Raw genomic sequence first — 16,244 nt, forward strand, 5'->3', positions numbered from 1 at the left:
CATGACGCTTCGAATCCTGTTCGCACTCACGCTGCTGCTGTCGCTGGCGATCGCCGGGGCCCAGCAACCGCCGTCGGTCGACGAAATCGTCCACAACGCCAACCTGGTGGCCTACTACCAGGGCAAGGACGGCCGGGCCCAGGTCCAGATGACCATCACCGACCGGCAGGGCCGGGCGCGCGAGCGCCGCATGACCATCCTCCGGCGCGACGCTGCCGACACCGATTCGCTGGAGGACAACGCGTACTGGAGCGAGCAGAAATACTATGTCTACTTCCAGCGCCCCTCGGACCTGAACCGGACCGTGTTCATGGTCTGGAAGCAGCTCGATGCCGACGACGATCGCTGGCTGTACCTGCCGTCGCTGGACCTGGTGCGAAGGATCGCGGCAACCGACAAGCGCAACAGTTTCGTCGGCTCGGACTTCTTCTACGAAGACGTGTCGGGCCGCTCGATCGATCTCGATCGCCACGAACTGCTCGAGACCACGGACAGCTACTACGTGGTCCGTTCGACGCCGAAGGATCCGTCCGACGTCGAGTTCGCCTACTACGAGAGCTACATCCACATCGACAGCTTCATCCCGGTGCGGATCAGCTTCTACAAGGAAGGCGGCGAGAAGTACCGCGAGGCCACGGCGCTGGAGGTCGAGACCATCGACGGTTACCCGACCGTGACGCGCTCGCAGATGGAGTCGCTGGAAACCGGCTCGACCACGGTGATGGACTATCTCAGCGTCGAGTACGACGTCGGGCTGCCGGACGATATCTTCAGCGAACGCTACCTGCGCAGCGCGCCGCGTGAGCACCTGCGCTGAGCCGCGATCGATGACCCTCGGCAGACTCCGGAGGTGCGTGTTGCTGGCCGGCCTGCTGTCGGCCGGTCTTGCGCTGGGCGTCGAACCACCGGCCGAGCCGGACGCGGAGTCCGCCTCCCGCGATGCGCCGCCGCTGCCGGCCGGCCTGTCGCCGGAACCGGTCGAGCCCGACGAGCCACCGCTGCCGTCCGGGCTGGAGGAGCGCCGGGACGACGCCGAACGCGATTCCACGGCCCCGGCCCTGCCGGCCGGCTTGGGCGGCCCGCAGCCATCGACCGAACCACCGCCGTCCGAACCGTCGCTGCCGACCGGGCTCGGCGGCGAGCCGGCCAACGAACCGGACGCCGCGGCTGCCGCGCTCGATCGGCCGAGCTGGGCGCGCGGCTGGACCGGCTTCTGGGACCTGCGCTACGGCACGCGCCTGCGCGACGACGCCGACCAGCGCCGGACCTCGCTGCTGGAAACCCGCTTGCAGCTCTCCCGCGATCATTCCCTGGGCCAGGCGCTGCTGCGGATCACCGCCGACCTGGTCTACGACGAGGTCGCAGCGCAGCAGGGCCTGGACCTGGAGAGGGGGCAGGGCGTGCTCGACCTGCGCGAGGCCTTTGTCGGGCTGCCGATCGGCGAGCGCATGGACCTGCGGGCCGGGCGCCAGGTGCTGACCTGGGGCGTCGGCGACCTGCTGTTTCTCAACGACCTGTTTCCGAAGGACTGGAACTCCTTCTTCGTCGGCCGCGATGTCGAGTACCTCAAGGCGCCCTCGGATGCGCTCCGGGCCGCGTTCTTCCTTCCGGCATTCAACCTCGACGTCGTCTATACCCCGCGCTTCGACGCCGACCGCTTCCTCGACCCTCGGCGCCTGTCCTACTTCGATCCGCGATTCGGCGCCGTGGTGGGTGCAAGCGTACCGTTCGACCCGGTCGTGCCCGACGGCTGGTTCGACGACGACGAATGGGCGGTCCGGGTCTACCGACTGCTGGGCGGCTGGGAACTGGCCGCCTACGGCTACCGCGGTTTCTGGAAGAGCCCCGAGGGGTTCGATCCGGTTACCGGCCGGCCGCGTTTTCCGCGGCTGGACGTCTGGGGCGCCAGCGCGCGCGGCACGCTTGGCCGGGGCGTGCTGTCGACGGAATTCGCGGCCTACGATTCGCGCGACGACGACCGGGGCCGCGATCCGTTCACGCCGAACAGCGAGCAGCGCCTGCTGATCGGCTGGGATCAGGAGCTGGTCGCGAACCTGTCGCTCGGTCTTCAGTACTACGTCGAGCGGACCGCGGATCATTCCGCGCTGCTGGCCAGCTGGCCGGACGGCGTCGGCCGACCACCGGATCGCCACCGGCAATTGCTGACCGGTCGGCTGACCTGGTTGACGCACGGCCAGAACGTGACCTGGTCGGCCTTCGTGTTCGCCTCGCCGTCGGACCGGGATGCCTACCTCCGGGGGGCGTGGTCCTGGAAGCCGACCGATCGCTGGACGCTCTCGGCCGGGTTCAACGCCTTCGAAGGACGGAATCGCGACAGCTTCTTCGGCCAGTTCGAGACCAACTCCAACGCCTATCTCGGCGTGCGCTACGGGTTCTGAGCGACCTGCTCGGACCGTCCGGCGGCGCGGATCTCCGGATAGTGGTCCAGAAAGACGTCGACCAGCGCGGGGTCGAAGTGCCGCCCGGCCTGTTCGCGAATGTAGTCGAGCACCTTTTCTTCCGGCCAGGCCTGCTTGTAGACGCGGTCGTGGCTGAGCGCGTCCCAGACGTCGATGATGGCGAACAGCCGGGCATCGCGCGGAATCGCCGTGCCGGAAAGCCCGCGCGGGTAGCCGGTGCCGTCCCATTTCTCGTGGTGGCACCACGGGATATCGGTCGAGGGTTCGAGAAACTCGATCTCCGAGAGGATCCGCCGGCCGATTTCCGGATGGGTGCGCATCACGCGCCAGTCCTCGTCATCGAGTTTTCCGGGCTTGATGAGGATCTGGTCGGGAATGCCGATCTTGCCGATGTCATGAAGCAGCGCGCCGCGCCACAACCGGTCCAGTTCGCTCTCGTCGACCCCGGCGGCGCGGGCGAAGGCCACCGTCATCGCGGCGACGCGCTCGGTATGGTCGCGCGTTTCTTCGTGGCGCAGGTCCATGACCCGGATCCAGCCGCGGATGGTCTGGTGGTAGCTCTCCCGGAGCGCCCGATGTCGTTCGTCGAGCGCCCGGAAATGCGCACGGATCAGGCCGTACAGCAGCAAGGAGGTAATCGCGATGAAGAACCAGCCCTTGAGATTCTGCGCGCGCGTGATGGCCTCGGTCGTGCCGAACATGCTTTCGATCGCACCGTCGGACAGCCAGATCCACAACCCGCCGACCGCGGCATAGATCAGGACGATCCGGAGTTCGGCGCGAGCGAGGAAACGCATGGAGATCCGATTCCGGCCCGTCCTGCGGGCGGCCATGGTCAGGACACCACGGTACCGGCTCGGCGAACGGAGCGCAATCGTGATCGGCAACGGGCTTCGATGCGGGATTCGATGCCGGGCGGCGAGAGCGGCCGGCCGCTCGATGAACGGCAGCCGGCGACCGGGTTCAGCTTCGTTCGGTCTCGCCGGCCAGGCGGGCCCGGATGCCGTCGGTCAGGTGCGGCTCGATAGCGCGGCGCATCGGCGTGATCAGCTTGAACGGGGCGGCAAGAATGTGCCCGGACTGCAGCCAGCGATCACCGCCGGCGATGTCCATCACCACACCGCCCGCTTCCTGCACCAGCAGCGCGCCGGCGGCCACGTCCCACGGTTTCAGGGCCAGTTCCCAGTACCCGTCGAGGCGTCCGCAGGCCACGTAGGCCAGGTCCAGCGATGCCGCGCCGGCCCGCCGGACGTCCTCGGCCTGCTCGAACAGGGCGTCGAACATGGCCGAGTAGGCCGGCATCAGGCGGCGCTGCCGGAACGGGAACGCGGCGCCGAGAATCGCACCGGACAGCTGGGCCCGGCCGGAGACCCGGATCCGCCGGTTGTTCAGGGTCGCGCCCTGACCCCGACTGGCGGCAAACAGCTCGTCGCGCGTCGGATCGTAGACCACGCCGTGCTCGACCCGCCCCTTGACGACCAGCGCGATCGAGATCGCGTAGTGAGGAATGCCGCGCAGATAGTTGCTTGTGCCGTCGATCGGATCGATCAGCCAGACATGGTCACTGTCGCCGCTCCTGCCGTCCTCTTCCCCGACGATCGCATGATCGCCGTAACGACGCTGCAGCTCGTTGCGGATCGTGGCCTCGCAGGCCCGGTCGATTTCGCTGGCATAGTCACCGCGCGCCTTGCGCTCGACCGGGATCGAGTCGACCCGGTCGCGGTACTTCATCAGCAGGTCGCCGGCCTTGTGGGCGGCTTCGATCGCGGTATTCAGGAACGGATGCGTCAACGGATTCGTTTCTCTGCGAAAGCAAGCCTGCAAGCATACCAGAAGGCAGCGTTTCGGCGATCCGGCGCCGGGTCGGCGCGGGTCGATCCTGCACCGACATCGGCCCGTCCGAGTACACTGGTCCGGAGCTTTCCCGGACTCCGCACATGGACGGTCCAGCCCCGATCCGTTTCGTCCTCGATCACCCCTCCCACCCCGGCAACATCGGTGCCGCGGCACGGGCGATGAAGGTGATGGGGCTGTCCGATCTTCACCTGGTCGCGCCCGCGCAGTTTCCCAGTGCCGAAGCCACCGCGCGGGCGTCCAGCGCCGACGACGTCCTGCACCGAGCGTCCGTTCACGCTGCACTGGACGATGCGCTGGCCGGATGCGTCTGGGTGATCGGAACCAGCCACCGGGCCAAGCACGTCGAGCAGCCCTTGCTGGAACCACGCGAAGCCGCGTCCCGGGCGCTGGAGCAGCCGGGTCCGGTGGCGGTGCTGTTCGGCTGCGAGCGATCGGGGCTCGACAACGCCGCCATGGACCGATGCCACGCGCTGGTCCAGATTCCCACCGGCCCGGACTACACGTCGTTGAACCTGGCCCAGGCGGTTCAGATTCTCGCCTACGAAGTCCACCTGGCGATGCGCGAGGGCCGGGTCGAACCCGAGCGATCGGCCCGGCCGCCGGCGACGGCCGAACGCCTGGCGGTGTTCTTCCAGCGGCTGGAGGCCACGCTGCGGGCGATCCGGTTCAGTACGCCGGGGCAGGACGAGATGCTGCATCGTCGACTTCGTCGGGTGTTCATGCGGGCGCGGCCCGATGACGATGAGCTGAACATGCTCAATGGTATGCTCTCGCGCACCCTCGCCACCGCCCGCCACCGTGACCGGAACGAACGCGACGCCGATCGAGAATGACGACCGCTATCGCCGGATCTGGACGGTGGTCGCCGGTATTCCGTCGGGCAGCGTGCTGAATTACGGTGAAGTCGCCCGGCTGGCCGGAATGCCCGGTCGGGCCCGGCTGGTCGGTCGGGCGCTGGGCCGGGCACCGAAATCGATGGCGCTGCCGTGGCACCGGGTGGTCAACGCCCAGGGCGCGATCAGCTTCAAGCCGGGTTCCGGGCCCTATCGAGTCCAGCGCGAGAAGCTCGAATCCGAAGGCGTGGAATTCGTCGAGGACCGGATCGACCTGGAGCGCTACAGCCCCGAGCAGGCGCTGGACCGGATGCTCTGGGGGCCGCCGGGCGACCCCGCATGAGCGGATCGAGTCAGTCCGACTCTGCCTGGTGCAGGTGCACGTCGCGCTGCGGAAAGGGGATTTCGCAGCCGGCGGCCTCGAGTTCGGCCTTGATCGCTTCCAGCAGCTCGCCGCGTACCACCCAGTAATCACTCGACAGCACCCACGGGCGGACCGCGAAGTTCACGCTGGAGTCGGCCAGCTCCATCACCAGGATCGCCGGCTCCGGGTCCTCGAGCACCTTGTCGTGGGCGCGCAGCGTGCGGTCGATGGTGTCGCGCGCGATCTTCAGGTCGTCTCCGTAGCCGACCCCGATGATCAGGTCGATCCGACGCGTGTCGTAGGCCGAGTAGTTGGTGATGCTGTCGCTGGTGATCTGGCCGTTGGGTACGATGATCCGGCGATTGTCCGGGGTGTTCAGGACGGTGTTGAAGATCCCGACTTCCTCGACCGTGCCCGATGTGCCACCGGCCTCGACGAAGTCGCCCCTGGTGAACGGCCGGAACAGCACCAGCATCACGCCGCTGGCAAAGTTGCCCAGCGAATTCTGCAGCGCCAGGCCGACCGCCAGGCCCGCCGCACCGAGAACCGCGACCAGCGGGGTGGTCTGGATGCCGAGCTGGCTGACCGCCGCGATGATGACCGCGACCAGCAGGATGGCGTAGAGAATGGCCGACAGGAAGTTGGACAGCATGTCGTCGATGCCGCGCTTGCGCATGAGCCGGGCCAGGAACGCGCTGACGGCCTTGGCCACCCAGCGGCCGATGACGAAGATCAGCAGCGCGGCCAGCACCTTCCATGCCCAGGCCAGCAGCGTGGCGGTGTCCAGATTGTTCAGATACTCGGTGATCGCATCCATTCGGATTCTCCCTTGTTCGGCCCGCCCCGGGCCCTGTTCGGTTCAGACCGGAGACGGAAACCGGGCCGGCCGGTTCCGGTCCGGCGTCAGAAATAGTCGTGACCGTGGGTCAGCATGTCCTCGATGACGTCGCCCAGACTGCCCAGTCGCTCGATCCGATCTTCCAGGGCCCGGACGGAAAGATAGCGGAAATCGAGGTTGTCGCAGAGCTTCAGGAACGGTACGCCCTCGAGGTCGCCGACCGCGAGGTAGCCGCCGCGCAGCATCAGGTTCACGCGCAGCACCTTGACCGGGTCGTGGTGACCCAGCGGGCTGACCGTGGTTTCCAGGCGCAGGATTCGGCGATCGTCACTGTCCTTCAGTTCGGCCAGGAACACGCTCTGCCGACGGCGCCCGCCGGTCTGCAGCTCGACGCCGAGCATGAACTTGTCGCGGTGAACGACATCGAAGCGGGCCTCGACGTGCTCGGCCAGTTCGGCAAAGGTATCCATTACTTCGGCTCCAGCCGGATCGCGCCGTCGAGCCGGATCGCCGAGCCGTTGAAATAGGCGTTCTCGACGATGGTGCGGCACAGCGAGGCGAATTCTTCCGGTTTGCCGAGCCGCTTCGGAAACGGGACCGAGTCGGCCAGCGCCTGCTGGATCTCGTCCGGCATGGTGTCGACCATCGGGGTGTGGAAGACGCCTGGTGCGATGGTCATCACGCGGATGCCGAAGCGGGTGAGTTCGCGGGCCATCGGCAGCGTCATGCCGACCACGCCGCCCTTTGACGCCGAGTAGGCCGCCTGGCCGATCTGGCCCTCCCAGGCCGCCACCGAAGCGGTGTTGATGATCACGCCGCGCTCGCCGTCGTCGTTGGCCGGATTGTGCTGCATCCGGTAGGCCGCGGCCTTGGCGACGTTGAAGCTGCCGACCAGGTTGACCATCACGGTGGTGCGGAACCGGTCCAGCGGCATCGGCGCCTCGCGGCCGAGCACCCGGCCGGCGCCGAGAATCCCGGCGCAGTTGACCGCGACCTCGAGGCCGCCCATCGCGTCGGCGGCTTCGTCGACGGCGGCCTGGACCGCCTGTTCGTCGCTCACATCGACCTTCGCGAAACGCGCATGGTCCCGGCCCAGGGCGTCCAGCGCGGCTTCGGCGGCCGCCTCGTTGAGGTCGAACAGGGTCACCTTCGCGCCGTGGGCGACGAAATGCTCGGCCACGCCGAACCCGAGCCCGGAAACTCCGCCGGTGATGATCGCGCGGATGCCTTCAAACTTCATCAGAACTACTCCTCAACGGATTGAAAATAAAAGAATCAGTCGGCGTGCTTCTTGTTGTAGATCGCCGATCCGGCCCGGCTGCCCTGGCGGCCGAGGGTGCCGGCGATCCAGCGCCCGACCTCGGCCAGGGCCTCGAGGTCGACCCCGGTATCCAGGCCCAGCCCCTCGATCAGGTAGACGACGTCCTCGGTGGCCACGTTGCCGGTCGCGCCACGCGCGTAGGGGCAGCCGCCGATGCCGGCCACCGAGGAATCGACGGTGCGCAGGCCCAGCTCCAGCGAGACCAGGATGTTGGCGATCGCCTGGCCGTAGGTGTCGTGATAGTGCACCGCGAGCCGCTCGGCCGGGACCGACTCCAGCACCGCCTTCAGCATCGTGCGTGCCTTGCCCGCCGTACCCACGCCGATCGTGTCGCCCAGCGAGATCTCCGCACAGCCCGCCTCGAGCAGCGCCTCGGCGACCCGGACCACGTCGGCGATCGGCACTTCGCCCTGGTACGGGCAGCCCAGCACGCAGGAAATGTAGCCGCGAACCCGGACCCCGTCCTGCCGCGCTCGTTCGAGCACCGGGCGGAAGCGTTCGAACGACTCATCGATGCTGCAGTTGATGTTGCGCTGGTTGAACGCCTCGGAGGCGGCCGAGAACACCGCCACCTCGGTGGCGCCGGCCGCGCGGGCCCGGTCGTAGCCGCGCTCGTTGGGCACCAGCACCGGATAGCGGGTCCCGTCCCGGCGCTCGAGACCGGCCATCAGCTCCTCGGCGTCGGCCAGCTGCGGCACCCAGCGCGGATGCACGAAGCTGGTCGCCTCGACCACCGGGATGCCGCAGTCGGCGAGCCGGTGGATCAGCTTCAGTTTGGTTTCGACCGGCACATAACGGGACTCGTCCTGGAGCCCGTCGCGCGGGCCGACCTCGACGATCCTGACGTCGTTTTGCGCCATCGATGCAGCCCTGCTGGAGTGGAAGAAGGGAGAGACGGCATTCTACCGTTCGGCGAGAAGCGGTTGGCGACCGGCTGTCGACGAGCGCGATCGAGTCAGTCGGGCTCGATCTGCAGCAGCAGCGCGTCGGCTTCGACCAGGTCACCGACGGCGGCGGCGACCTCGCCGACCGTACCGGCGGCCTCGGCCTTGATCGACAGCTCCATCTTCATGGCTTCCATCAGCGCGACGGTCTGGCCCGATTCGACGCGATCGCCTGCCGAAACCCGGACGTCGATCACCTTGCCGGGCATCGGTGCGAGCAATCGCCCGCTGCCGCCAGCGGCGCCGGCCGCGGCCTCGAACCGGGCGCGGCGATGGACGGCCCAGCGCCGCTCGGCCTCGCAGATCTCGACCGCGTCGCCATGGCGGTGGACGCGCAGGCGCCATGTCCGATCGCCGATCGCGACCGAGGCCGCGCCGGCGGGGTCGATCTGCCCGCGGAAGGCGTGTTGCCGGCCATCGATCTCGATCGAATATGCACCGGCACCGAGGACCCGGGCTTCCAGCGGAATCCGCGTACCTGCGACTTCCAGGTCCAGCGCGATCGGTGCCGGTTCGCCAAGCCGCCAGCCGTCGCCGAGGCCCCACGGCGACGGCGCGGCGTCCGATTCGGGCAGCAGGGCAAGGACGGCCGCGGCGACGACTTCCGTCGGCGGCATCGCAGCGCGGTCGAGCAGGGCGTCGAGGTCGCGGTCCAGGTACCCCGTATCCAGCGCGGCATCCCGGAACACCTCGGCGGCCGCCAGTTGCTGCAGGAAGCCGAGGTTCGTCGTCAGCCCGGCGACCCGGGTCCCGGACAGTGCCTCGAGCAGCCGCGCCCGACAGACCGTGCGATTCTCGCCGTGCACGATCAGCTTGGCGATCATCGGGTCGTAATGCACGCTGACCGCGTCGCCGGCGTCGATGCCGCGGTCGACCCGGATCCAGTCGCCGGCCGGCCAGTCCAGGGCCTCGACCCGGCCCGACTCGGGGAGGAAGCCGGCATCCGGGTCCTCGGCATAGATTCTCGCTTCCATCGCGTGCCCACGGCAGGTGATCTCGTCCTGCGCCAGCGGCAACGGCTGGCCGGCCGCCACGCGGAGTTGCCACTCGACCAGGTCCTGCCCGGTCACGCACTCGGTGACCGGGTGTTCGACCTGCAGCCGGGTGTTCATTTCGAGAAAGTAGAAGCCGTGGCGATCGACCAGGAATTCGACCGTGCCGGCGCCGACGTAGTCGACGGCCCGGGCCGCGCGAACGGCGGCCTCGAGCAGTTCGACCCGCAGCGCCGGGTCGAGATCGGGCGCCGGCGCCTCCTCGATGACCTTCTGGTGCCGTCGCTGGCTGGAGCAGTCGCGCTCGAACAGGTGAACGATGTTGCCGCAGCGGTCGCCGAACACCTGGGCCTCGATATGGCGCGGATGCTCGACGTAGCGCTCCAGGATCATCCGGTCGTCGCCGAAGGCCGAGCGCGCCTCGCGGCAGGCGGCGGCGAGCGCATCGCGAAACTCGCCGGCCGAACGCACGACCCGCATGCCCTTGCCGCCGCCGCCGGCGGCGGCCTTGAGCATCAGCGGGAAGCCGACCCGCTCGGCTTCGCCGATCAGCGCATCCTCGGCCTGGTCTTCGCCGTGGTAGCCGGGGACCAGCGGAACGCCGGCCTTCTCCATCAGCGCCTTGGCGCGGGCCTTGGAACCCATCGCCTCGATCGTTTCCGGTCGCGGTCCGATCAATGTGATTCCGGCCGAGTCCAGCGCGCGGGCGAAGTCGGCGTTCTCCGACAGGAAGCCATAGCCCGGATGCACGGCCTCGGCGCCGGTCGCCCTGGCCGCGTCGATGATCCGCTCGGCGACCAGGTAGGACTTCGCCGCCTCCGCCGGGCCGATCTCGATGGCCTGGTCGGCCAGGCGGACATGGCGGGCGCCGCGATCGGCTTCGGAGTGGACCGCGACCGTATCGATGCCGAGCCTGCGGCAGGTCGCGATGATCCGGCACGCGATCTCGCCGCGGTTGGCGATCAGGATGCGTTTGAACAGGGGCGCTCGTGTCATGCGTCGGGATTCCGGGTCCAGTCGGGAGTGCGCTTGTCGAGGAATGCGCGGAGGCCGGCCTGGCCCTCTTCGGAAATGCGAAGGCGTGCGATCCACTCCGCCGTGATCGCATCGAGCTCGTGCGTTCCGCCGTCGAATTCGTCGACCCGACGGATCAACGCCTTGCATTCGGCCACGGCGTTCGGCCCGCAGGCCAGCAGGGCGTCGAGACGCGCATCGATCGCTGCGTCCAGCGACGCATCGGCCACCACGCTGTCGACCAGGCCGATGCGCCGGGCTTCGGCCGCATCGAAGCGCTCCCCGGTCAGGAACCAGCGCCGGGCGTGGGTGGTTCCGATGCGCGCGATGACGAACGGCGCGATGGTTGCGGGGACCAGGCCCAGCCGGACTTCGGTGAGACCGAACCGGGCACTTGTCGCGGCCACGGCCATGTCGCAGCAGGCCACCAGGCCGACGCCGCCGCCGAAGGCATGACCCTGGACGCGTGCGATCACCGGGCAGGGAAGGGTGTCCAGGGCCCGGAACATCGCCGCCAGGCGTTGCGCATCGGCGCGGTTCGCGGCTTCGTCGGCGTCGGCCATCGAGCGCATCCAGCCCAGGTCGGCACCGGCCGAGAACGAGCGGCCGCTGCCGGTCAGGACCAGCGCCCGCGGCGGCTTGTCGGCCAGCTCGGCGAAGCGCTCGGTCAGCCGGTCGATCAGTCCTGCGTTGAAGGCGTTATGGACCTCGGGGCGATCCAGGGCCAGCCGGACCACGCCCCGCCGGTCGTTCGATTCGTTCAGCATCGCTGCAGCCTCACATCCGGAAGACGCCGAAGCGCCCCTTTTCGATCGGCGCGTTCAGCGACGCGGCCAGCGCCAGGCCGAGCACGCGCCGGGTATCGGCCGGATCGATGACGCCGTCGTCCCACAGTCGGGCGGTGGCGTAGTACGGGTGGCCCTGGTGCTCGTACTGGTCGCGGATCGGCGCCTTGAAGGCTTCTTCCTCGTCCTCGCTCCAGCGCTCTCCGGCCCGCTCCAGGCCATCGCGCTTGACCGTGGCCAGGACGCTGGCCGCCTGTTCGCCGCCCATCACCGAAATCCGCGCGTTGGGCCAGGTCCACAGGAAGCGCGCACCGTAGGCCCGACCGCACATGGCGTAGTTGCCGGCCCCGAAGGAGCCGCCGATGATCACGGTCAGCTTCGGCACGTGCGAGCAGGCCACGGCGGTCACCATCTTTGCGCCGTCGCGCGCAATGCCGGATTGCTCGTACTTCTTTCCGACCATGAAGCCGGTGATGTTCTGCAGGAAAATCAATGGGATATCGCGCTGATTGCACAACTCGATGAAGTGCGCGCCCTTCAGCGCCGACTCCGAGAACAGGATGCCGTTGTTGGCGACGATGCCGACCGGCATGCCGTGGAGGCGGGCGAAACCGCAGACCAGCGTGGTGCCGTAGCGGGCCTTGAACTCGGTGAACTCCGAGCCGTCGACCAACCGGGCGATGATCTCGCGGACGTCGAACGGATAGCGCGTGTCGGTGGGCAGGATGCCGTAGAGGTCCTCGACCGGATAGGCCGGCGGCTGCGGTTCCGTCGGGCCGGGTCCGTCGGGTCGGCGGCGGTTCAGGTGCGAGACGATCTCGCGTGCCATGGCCAGCGCATGGGTATCGTTCTCGGCGAAATGGTCGGCCACGCCGGAAAGGCGGGTGTGGACGTCTGCGCCGCCCAGCGTTTCGGCGTCGACTTCCTCACCGGTCGCCGCCTTGACCAGCGGCGGCCCGCCGAGAAAGATCGTGCCCTGCTCCTTGACGATGATCGCCTCGTCGCACATCGCCGGAACGTACGCGCCCCCGGCGGTGCACGAGCCCATGACCACCGCGATCTGCGGGATGTTCCGTGACGAAAGCCGGGCCTGGTTGTAGAAGATCCGCCCGAAATGCTCCTTGTCGGGAAAGACTTCGTCCTGCAGCGGCAGGAACGCGCCGCCGGAATCGACCAGGTAGATACAGGGCAGGTGATTTTCCAGCGCAACCTCCTGGGCCCGCAGATGCTTCTTGACCGTCATCGGGTAGTAGGTGCCACCCTTGACCGTCGCGTCGTTGGCGACCACCATGCATTCGGTGCCGGCGATGCGCCCGATGCCGGCAATCACGCCGGCTGCCGGCGCCGCGTCGTCGTAGAGCCCGTGGGCGGCCAGCGGGGCGATCTCGAGAAACGGGCTGCCGGGATCGAGCAGGGTGCGCACGCGATCGCGCGGCAGCAGTTTGCCGCGGGCCACGTGCTTCTCTCTGGCCCGCTCCGAACCACCGAGCGCGGCGCGCTCCAGGTGCTCCCGAAGATCCCGGGCCAACTCGCGATGGTGCTGTGCACGGCGAGCGAAGTCCGGGTCCTTCCGATTGATCTGCGATTCGATACGGGGCATGGCGGCCGGGCCTTCGATGCGCGAGCTGGAAATCGCCCTCTAGTGTACCCGCTGGACCCTGCTCGGAGCCGGCGTCCGAATCCCCGGCCGGATGCACGGACAGACGCGGATCGGCGGAATCGGCCGAGCCGCACAGCCGAGAACCATCGTCGAGTCGGTATGATGGCGGCCTTGTTCGCGGAGCCACCGATGTCCGATCCCGATCCTGTTGTGCCGACCTTCGAAGCGCTGGGGCTTCCCTCGAGCCTGCTGACCACCTTGACCGAGCTGGGCTACGAAGCACCGTCACCGATCCAGGCCATGACCATTCCGGCGCTGCTGGCCGGTGGCGACGTACTCGGCCAGGCCCAGACCGGCACCGGCAAGACCGCGGCGTTCGCGCTGCCGATCCTGGCCCGGCGGGAGGCAGGCGGCGCGCGTCCGTCCGCGCTGGTGCTTGCGCCGACCCGGGAGCTGGCGATCCAGGTCGCCGAGGCCTTCCACCGTTACGCCAGCGGCCTGCCGGGCTTCCACGTGCTGCCGATCTACGGTGGCCAGGCCTACGCGCCCCAGCTCAACGGCCTGCGCCGCGGCCCCGACGTGGTGGTCGGCACGCCGGGGCGGATCATCGATCACCTCGGCAAGGGCACCTTGAAGATCGACCGGCTCCGGACCCTGGTTCTGGACGAAGCCGACGAAATGCTGCGCATGGGCTTCATCGACGACGTGCGCGATGTCATGGAGCGAATCCCTGCGAGCTGCCAGAAGGCGCTGTTCTCGGCCACCATGCCCGACCCGATCCGGCGGATCGCCGAGCGCCACATGAGCGAAGCCGAGCACATCACGATCCGCTCGAGCACGACGACCGCTGCCAACATCAGGCAGCGCTACTGGGTCGTCAGCGGCCTGCACAAGCTCGATGCCCTGACCCGGATCCTGGAAGTGGAGGAATTCGACGGCATGATCGTCTTCGCGCGCACGCGCGTCGCCACCGAACAGCTGGCCCAGCGGCTGGAAGCCCGCGGCTTCTCCGCCGCGGCGCTGAACGGCGACGTGCCGCAGAAGCAGCGCGAACAGATCGTCGAGCGCCTCAAGCGCGGCGAAATCGACATCCTGGCGGCCACCGATGTTGCCGCACGCGGCCTGGACGTCGAGCGGGTCAGCCACGTGGTCAACTACGACATCCCGCATGACACCGAGGCCTACGTGCACCGGATCGGGCGAACGGGGCGCGCGGGTCGGTCCGGCGAGGCGATCCTGTTCGTCGCGCCGCGCGAACGCGGCATGCTGCGGGCCATCGAACGGGCCACCCGACAGCCGATCGAGGCGATGAGCCTGCCCACGCTCGGCGATGTCGAGGCACAGCGTGCCTTGCGGTTCAAGGCGCGCATCCGCGCGGCACTCGACAGCGACGAGCTCGACGTCGGGCGCGAACTCGTTCAGCAGGCGCTGGATTCGCTGGAGGCCCCGATCGAGGACCTGGCCGCCGCGCTGGCCGTGATGGCCCGGGGCGATTCGCCTCGTCTCGGGGTCGATCGCGCGCCGGCGACCCTCGAGGACCGGCCGACCGGATCACGGCCGGGGTCCAGTGCGCCCCGGCGCGCTCCTTCCGGGTCCGTTGCTGGCGATCGAGACAACCCTAGGCATGACGGTCGCGACGGCGGGCTGGTCGGTTATCGAATCGACGTCGGGGCGCGCCACGGGGTGAAGCCGGGCAACATCGTCGGCGCGATCGCCAACGAAGCCGGACTCGACGCCCGCCAGATCGGCAGGATCGATATCCAGCAGGAGTTCAGCGTGGTCGACCTTCCGGCCGACCTCGCACCGGACGTATTGGAGCACCTGCGCGGTGTCCGGGTCGCCGGGACGCCGCTGGCCATTCGACTCGATCGTGGTGCACCCGGCCGCGGCGGGCCCCCGTCGACCGAGCCGGGTCGACCGGTGCGCACTCCATCGCGATTCGATTCCGACAAGACGAAAGGAAAGGGCAGACCGCCCGGCAAGGGCGGGCCGGCCAAGAACGTCAGGAAACCTCCGGGCGTCGGGAAACCCGTGCGCGCGCGGGGTTCCGGCGCCGACGCGCCGGGGCAGGAATCGAAGCCGGCGACGGCACCGAAGAAGCGGACTCCGTCGAAAGGACCACCTCGAACGCGCGCCGAGCGCAAGGCGCGCTTCGACAAGCGCAAGAAGCGTTGATGTCGCGCCGATGCACCGGGCCCGGACTCGTCCGGAAGAGCAGCCGCAGATGAAACTCCACGGAAGCTACACCTCGCCCTACGTTCGCCACTGTCGCATCGCGATGCGGGATGCGGGGCTCGCGTTCGAGTTCATCGAGACCGATAACGGGCAGAGCGCACGGCAGTCACCGACCCAGCGGGTGCCCTTCCTGGACATCGACGGGCTGCGGTTGACCGACTCGACCAGCATCCTGCGCTGGGTGCGGGAGCACCAGGGCCGGCCTTTCCTCGCCGACCCGGGCGCGTTCGATCGCTACCTGATGGTCAACACCGCGATGGACGCGGCCGTGAATCTGTTTCTGCTGGAGCGCGACGGGCTGCGGCCGGAAGACGTTCCGTATCTGGCCCGCCAGCGCGATCGGGTCCGGACCATCCTCGAGGCGCTGGACCTTCGGTTCCAGGCGGTCGGGCTCGACGGCGACGACGGCTTGCGGCTGGCGTGCTTCCTGAGCTGGGCGATGTTCCGCGACCGGGCCGATCCCACCGGGTACGGGACGCTGGGCGGCGTGCTGGAGCACTGGGACGCTCGGCCCGAATTCGCAGCAACACACCCCGGTCTCCCAGGCCGATAGTCCGGCAGCGGATTCTTGCTCGATTGCCGAAGGCGCCGATCCCGCAAGCAGCCTGCCCTTCCGCGAGACCGTTCGCTCCCGCTGCTGTGACGGCAAGGGGATTCCCGGTGTGCTCGAGCGGATGCCTGACGTGCCTCGATTTCGTTATAATGCGCGGCTTGATTCGGACGGACACCGGGTCGAGCGTCAGCGGAGGGCAAGCACCGAAGGTGCGCAGTCCATGCGGCGGTCTCGCGGTCCAACGGACCGCCGATCAGGGCAGCCTGGTCCTTGCAGTTCGAGTTTCGGAGAGGTGGCAGAGTGGTCGAACCGAGCGAAGCGAGCTCGATGCGAAGACCGCGAAGCGGTTGAAGCCACCCGGAGCGTCAGCGGAGGGCAAGCACCGAAGGTGCGCAGTCCATGCGGCGGTCTCGCGGTCCAACGGACCGCCGATCAGGGCAGCCTGGTCCTTACAATTCGAGTTTCGGAGAGGTGGCAGAGTGGTCGAA

At 68.5% G+C, this 16,244-nt stretch carries 15 protein-coding genes; 6 read left to right on the forward strand and 9 right to left on the reverse strand.

The annotated features are described in order from the left end of the window. Nucleotide 1 precedes the first annotated feature (1 nt). Together HFP89_RS00960 and HFP89_RS00965 are read left to right on the forward strand one after the other, a co-directional pair. Entirely contained in the window at nt 2–817 is an 816-nt protein-coding gene (locus HFP89_RS00960; protein WP_168715764.1) for an outer membrane lipoprotein-sorting protein, read from the forward strand. Between the two features lie 10 nt (nt 818–827). After that, nucleotides 828–2,399, forward strand: coding sequence for a hypothetical protein (locus HFP89_RS00965; RefSeq protein ID WP_168715765.1), 1,572 nt, complete (start codon nt 828–830; stop codon nt 2,397–2,399). On the opposite strand, the gene HFP89_RS00970 is transcribed toward HFP89_RS00965, so the two are convergent. Continuing rightward, entirely contained in the window at nt 2,387–3,217 is an 831-nt protein-coding gene (locus HFP89_RS00970) for an HD domain-containing phosphohydrolase (RefSeq protein WP_168715766.1), read from the reverse strand. The genes HFP89_RS00965 and HFP89_RS00970 overlap by 13 nt on opposite strands. Nucleotides 3,218–3,383: 166 nt before the next feature. Beyond that, the gene (locus HFP89_RS00975) at nt 3,384–4,211 is read right to left on the reverse strand and encodes an inositol monophosphatase family protein (protein ID WP_168715767.1); all 828 of its coding nucleotides are present in this window, start codon (nt 4,209–4,211) and stop codon (nt 3,384–3,386) included. 146 nt (nt 4,212–4,357) lie between these two features. On the opposite strand from HFP89_RS00975, the gene HFP89_RS00980 reads away from it, so the two are divergent. Then, complete coding sequence (locus HFP89_RS00980) at nt 4,358–5,110, forward strand: RNA methyltransferase (protein WP_168715768.1); 753 nt, start codon at nt 4,358–4,360, stop codon at nt 5,108–5,110. Beyond that, entirely contained in the window at nt 5,076–5,453 is a 378-nt protein-coding gene (locus HFP89_RS00985) for a methylated-DNA--[protein]-cysteine S-methyltransferase (protein WP_346775172.1), read from the forward strand. The genes HFP89_RS00980 and HFP89_RS00985 overlap by 35 nt, the downstream gene beginning before the upstream one ends. 10 nt (nt 5,454–5,463) lie before the next feature. Here the strand turns inward: HFP89_RS00985 and HFP89_RS00990 are convergent, their stop codons facing one another. The 7 genes from HFP89_RS00990 to HFP89_RS01020 form a co-directional block, all read right to left on the reverse strand. Continuing rightward, complete coding sequence (locus tag HFP89_RS00990; protein WP_168715770.1) at nt 5,464–6,291, reverse strand: mechanosensitive ion channel domain-containing protein; 828 nt, start codon at nt 6,289–6,291, stop codon at nt 5,464–5,466. An 86-nt stretch (nt 6,292–6,377) separates the two neighbouring features. After that, entirely contained in the window at nt 6,378–6,782 is a 405-nt protein-coding gene (locus tag HFP89_RS00995; RefSeq protein ID WP_168715771.1) for a hypothetical protein, read from the reverse strand. Next, nucleotides 6,782–7,552, reverse strand: a complete 771-nt coding sequence (locus HFP89_RS01000) for an SDR family NAD(P)-dependent oxidoreductase (RefSeq protein ID WP_168715772.1) — start codon at nt 7,550–7,552, stop codon at nt 6,782–6,784. Before HFP89_RS01000 ends, HFP89_RS00995 begins: the two co-directional genes overlap by 1 nt. Nucleotides 7,553–7,587: 35 nt before the next feature. Continuing rightward, a complete protein-coding gene (locus HFP89_RS01005; RefSeq protein ID WP_168715773.1) occupies nt 7,588–8,493 on the reverse strand; it encodes a hydroxymethylglutaryl-CoA lyase in 906 nt (301 codons plus the stop codon). Between the two features lie 95 nt (nt 8,494–8,588). Then, nucleotides 8,589–10,565, reverse strand: coding sequence for a biotin carboxylase N-terminal domain-containing protein (locus HFP89_RS01010; RefSeq protein ID WP_206212164.1), 1,977 nt, complete (start codon nt 10,563–10,565; stop codon nt 8,589–8,591). Then, entirely contained in the window at nt 10,562–11,350 is a 789-nt protein-coding gene (locus HFP89_RS01015) for an enoyl-CoA hydratase-related protein (RefSeq protein ID WP_206212165.1), read from the reverse strand. Before HFP89_RS01015 ends, HFP89_RS01010 begins: the two co-directional genes overlap by 4 nt. Nucleotides 11,351–11,360: 10 nt before the next feature. Further along, entirely contained in the window at nt 11,361–12,968 is a 1,608-nt protein-coding gene (locus HFP89_RS01020; RefSeq protein ID WP_168715774.1) for a carboxyl transferase domain-containing protein, read from the reverse strand. A gap of 189 nt (nt 12,969–13,157) precedes the next feature. Between HFP89_RS01020 and HFP89_RS01025 the strand changes: the two genes are divergently transcribed. After that, complete coding sequence (locus HFP89_RS01025) at nt 13,158–15,143, forward strand: DEAD/DEAH box helicase (protein WP_168715775.1); 1,986 nt, start codon at nt 13,158–13,160, stop codon at nt 15,141–15,143. 49 nt (nt 15,144–15,192) lie between these two features. Beyond that, nucleotides 15,193–15,756, forward strand: coding sequence for a glutathione S-transferase family protein (locus HFP89_RS01030; RefSeq protein ID WP_168715776.1), 564 nt, complete (start codon nt 15,193–15,195; stop codon nt 15,754–15,756). The last annotated feature ends 488 nt before the right edge of the window (nt 15,757–16,244 follow it).

Origin of the sequence: Wenzhouxiangella sp. XN79A (genome assembly GCF_012272825.1) — a bacterium.
In the GTDB taxonomy this organism is placed as follows: Bacteria; Pseudomonadota; Gammaproteobacteria; order Xanthomonadales; family Wenzhouxiangellaceae.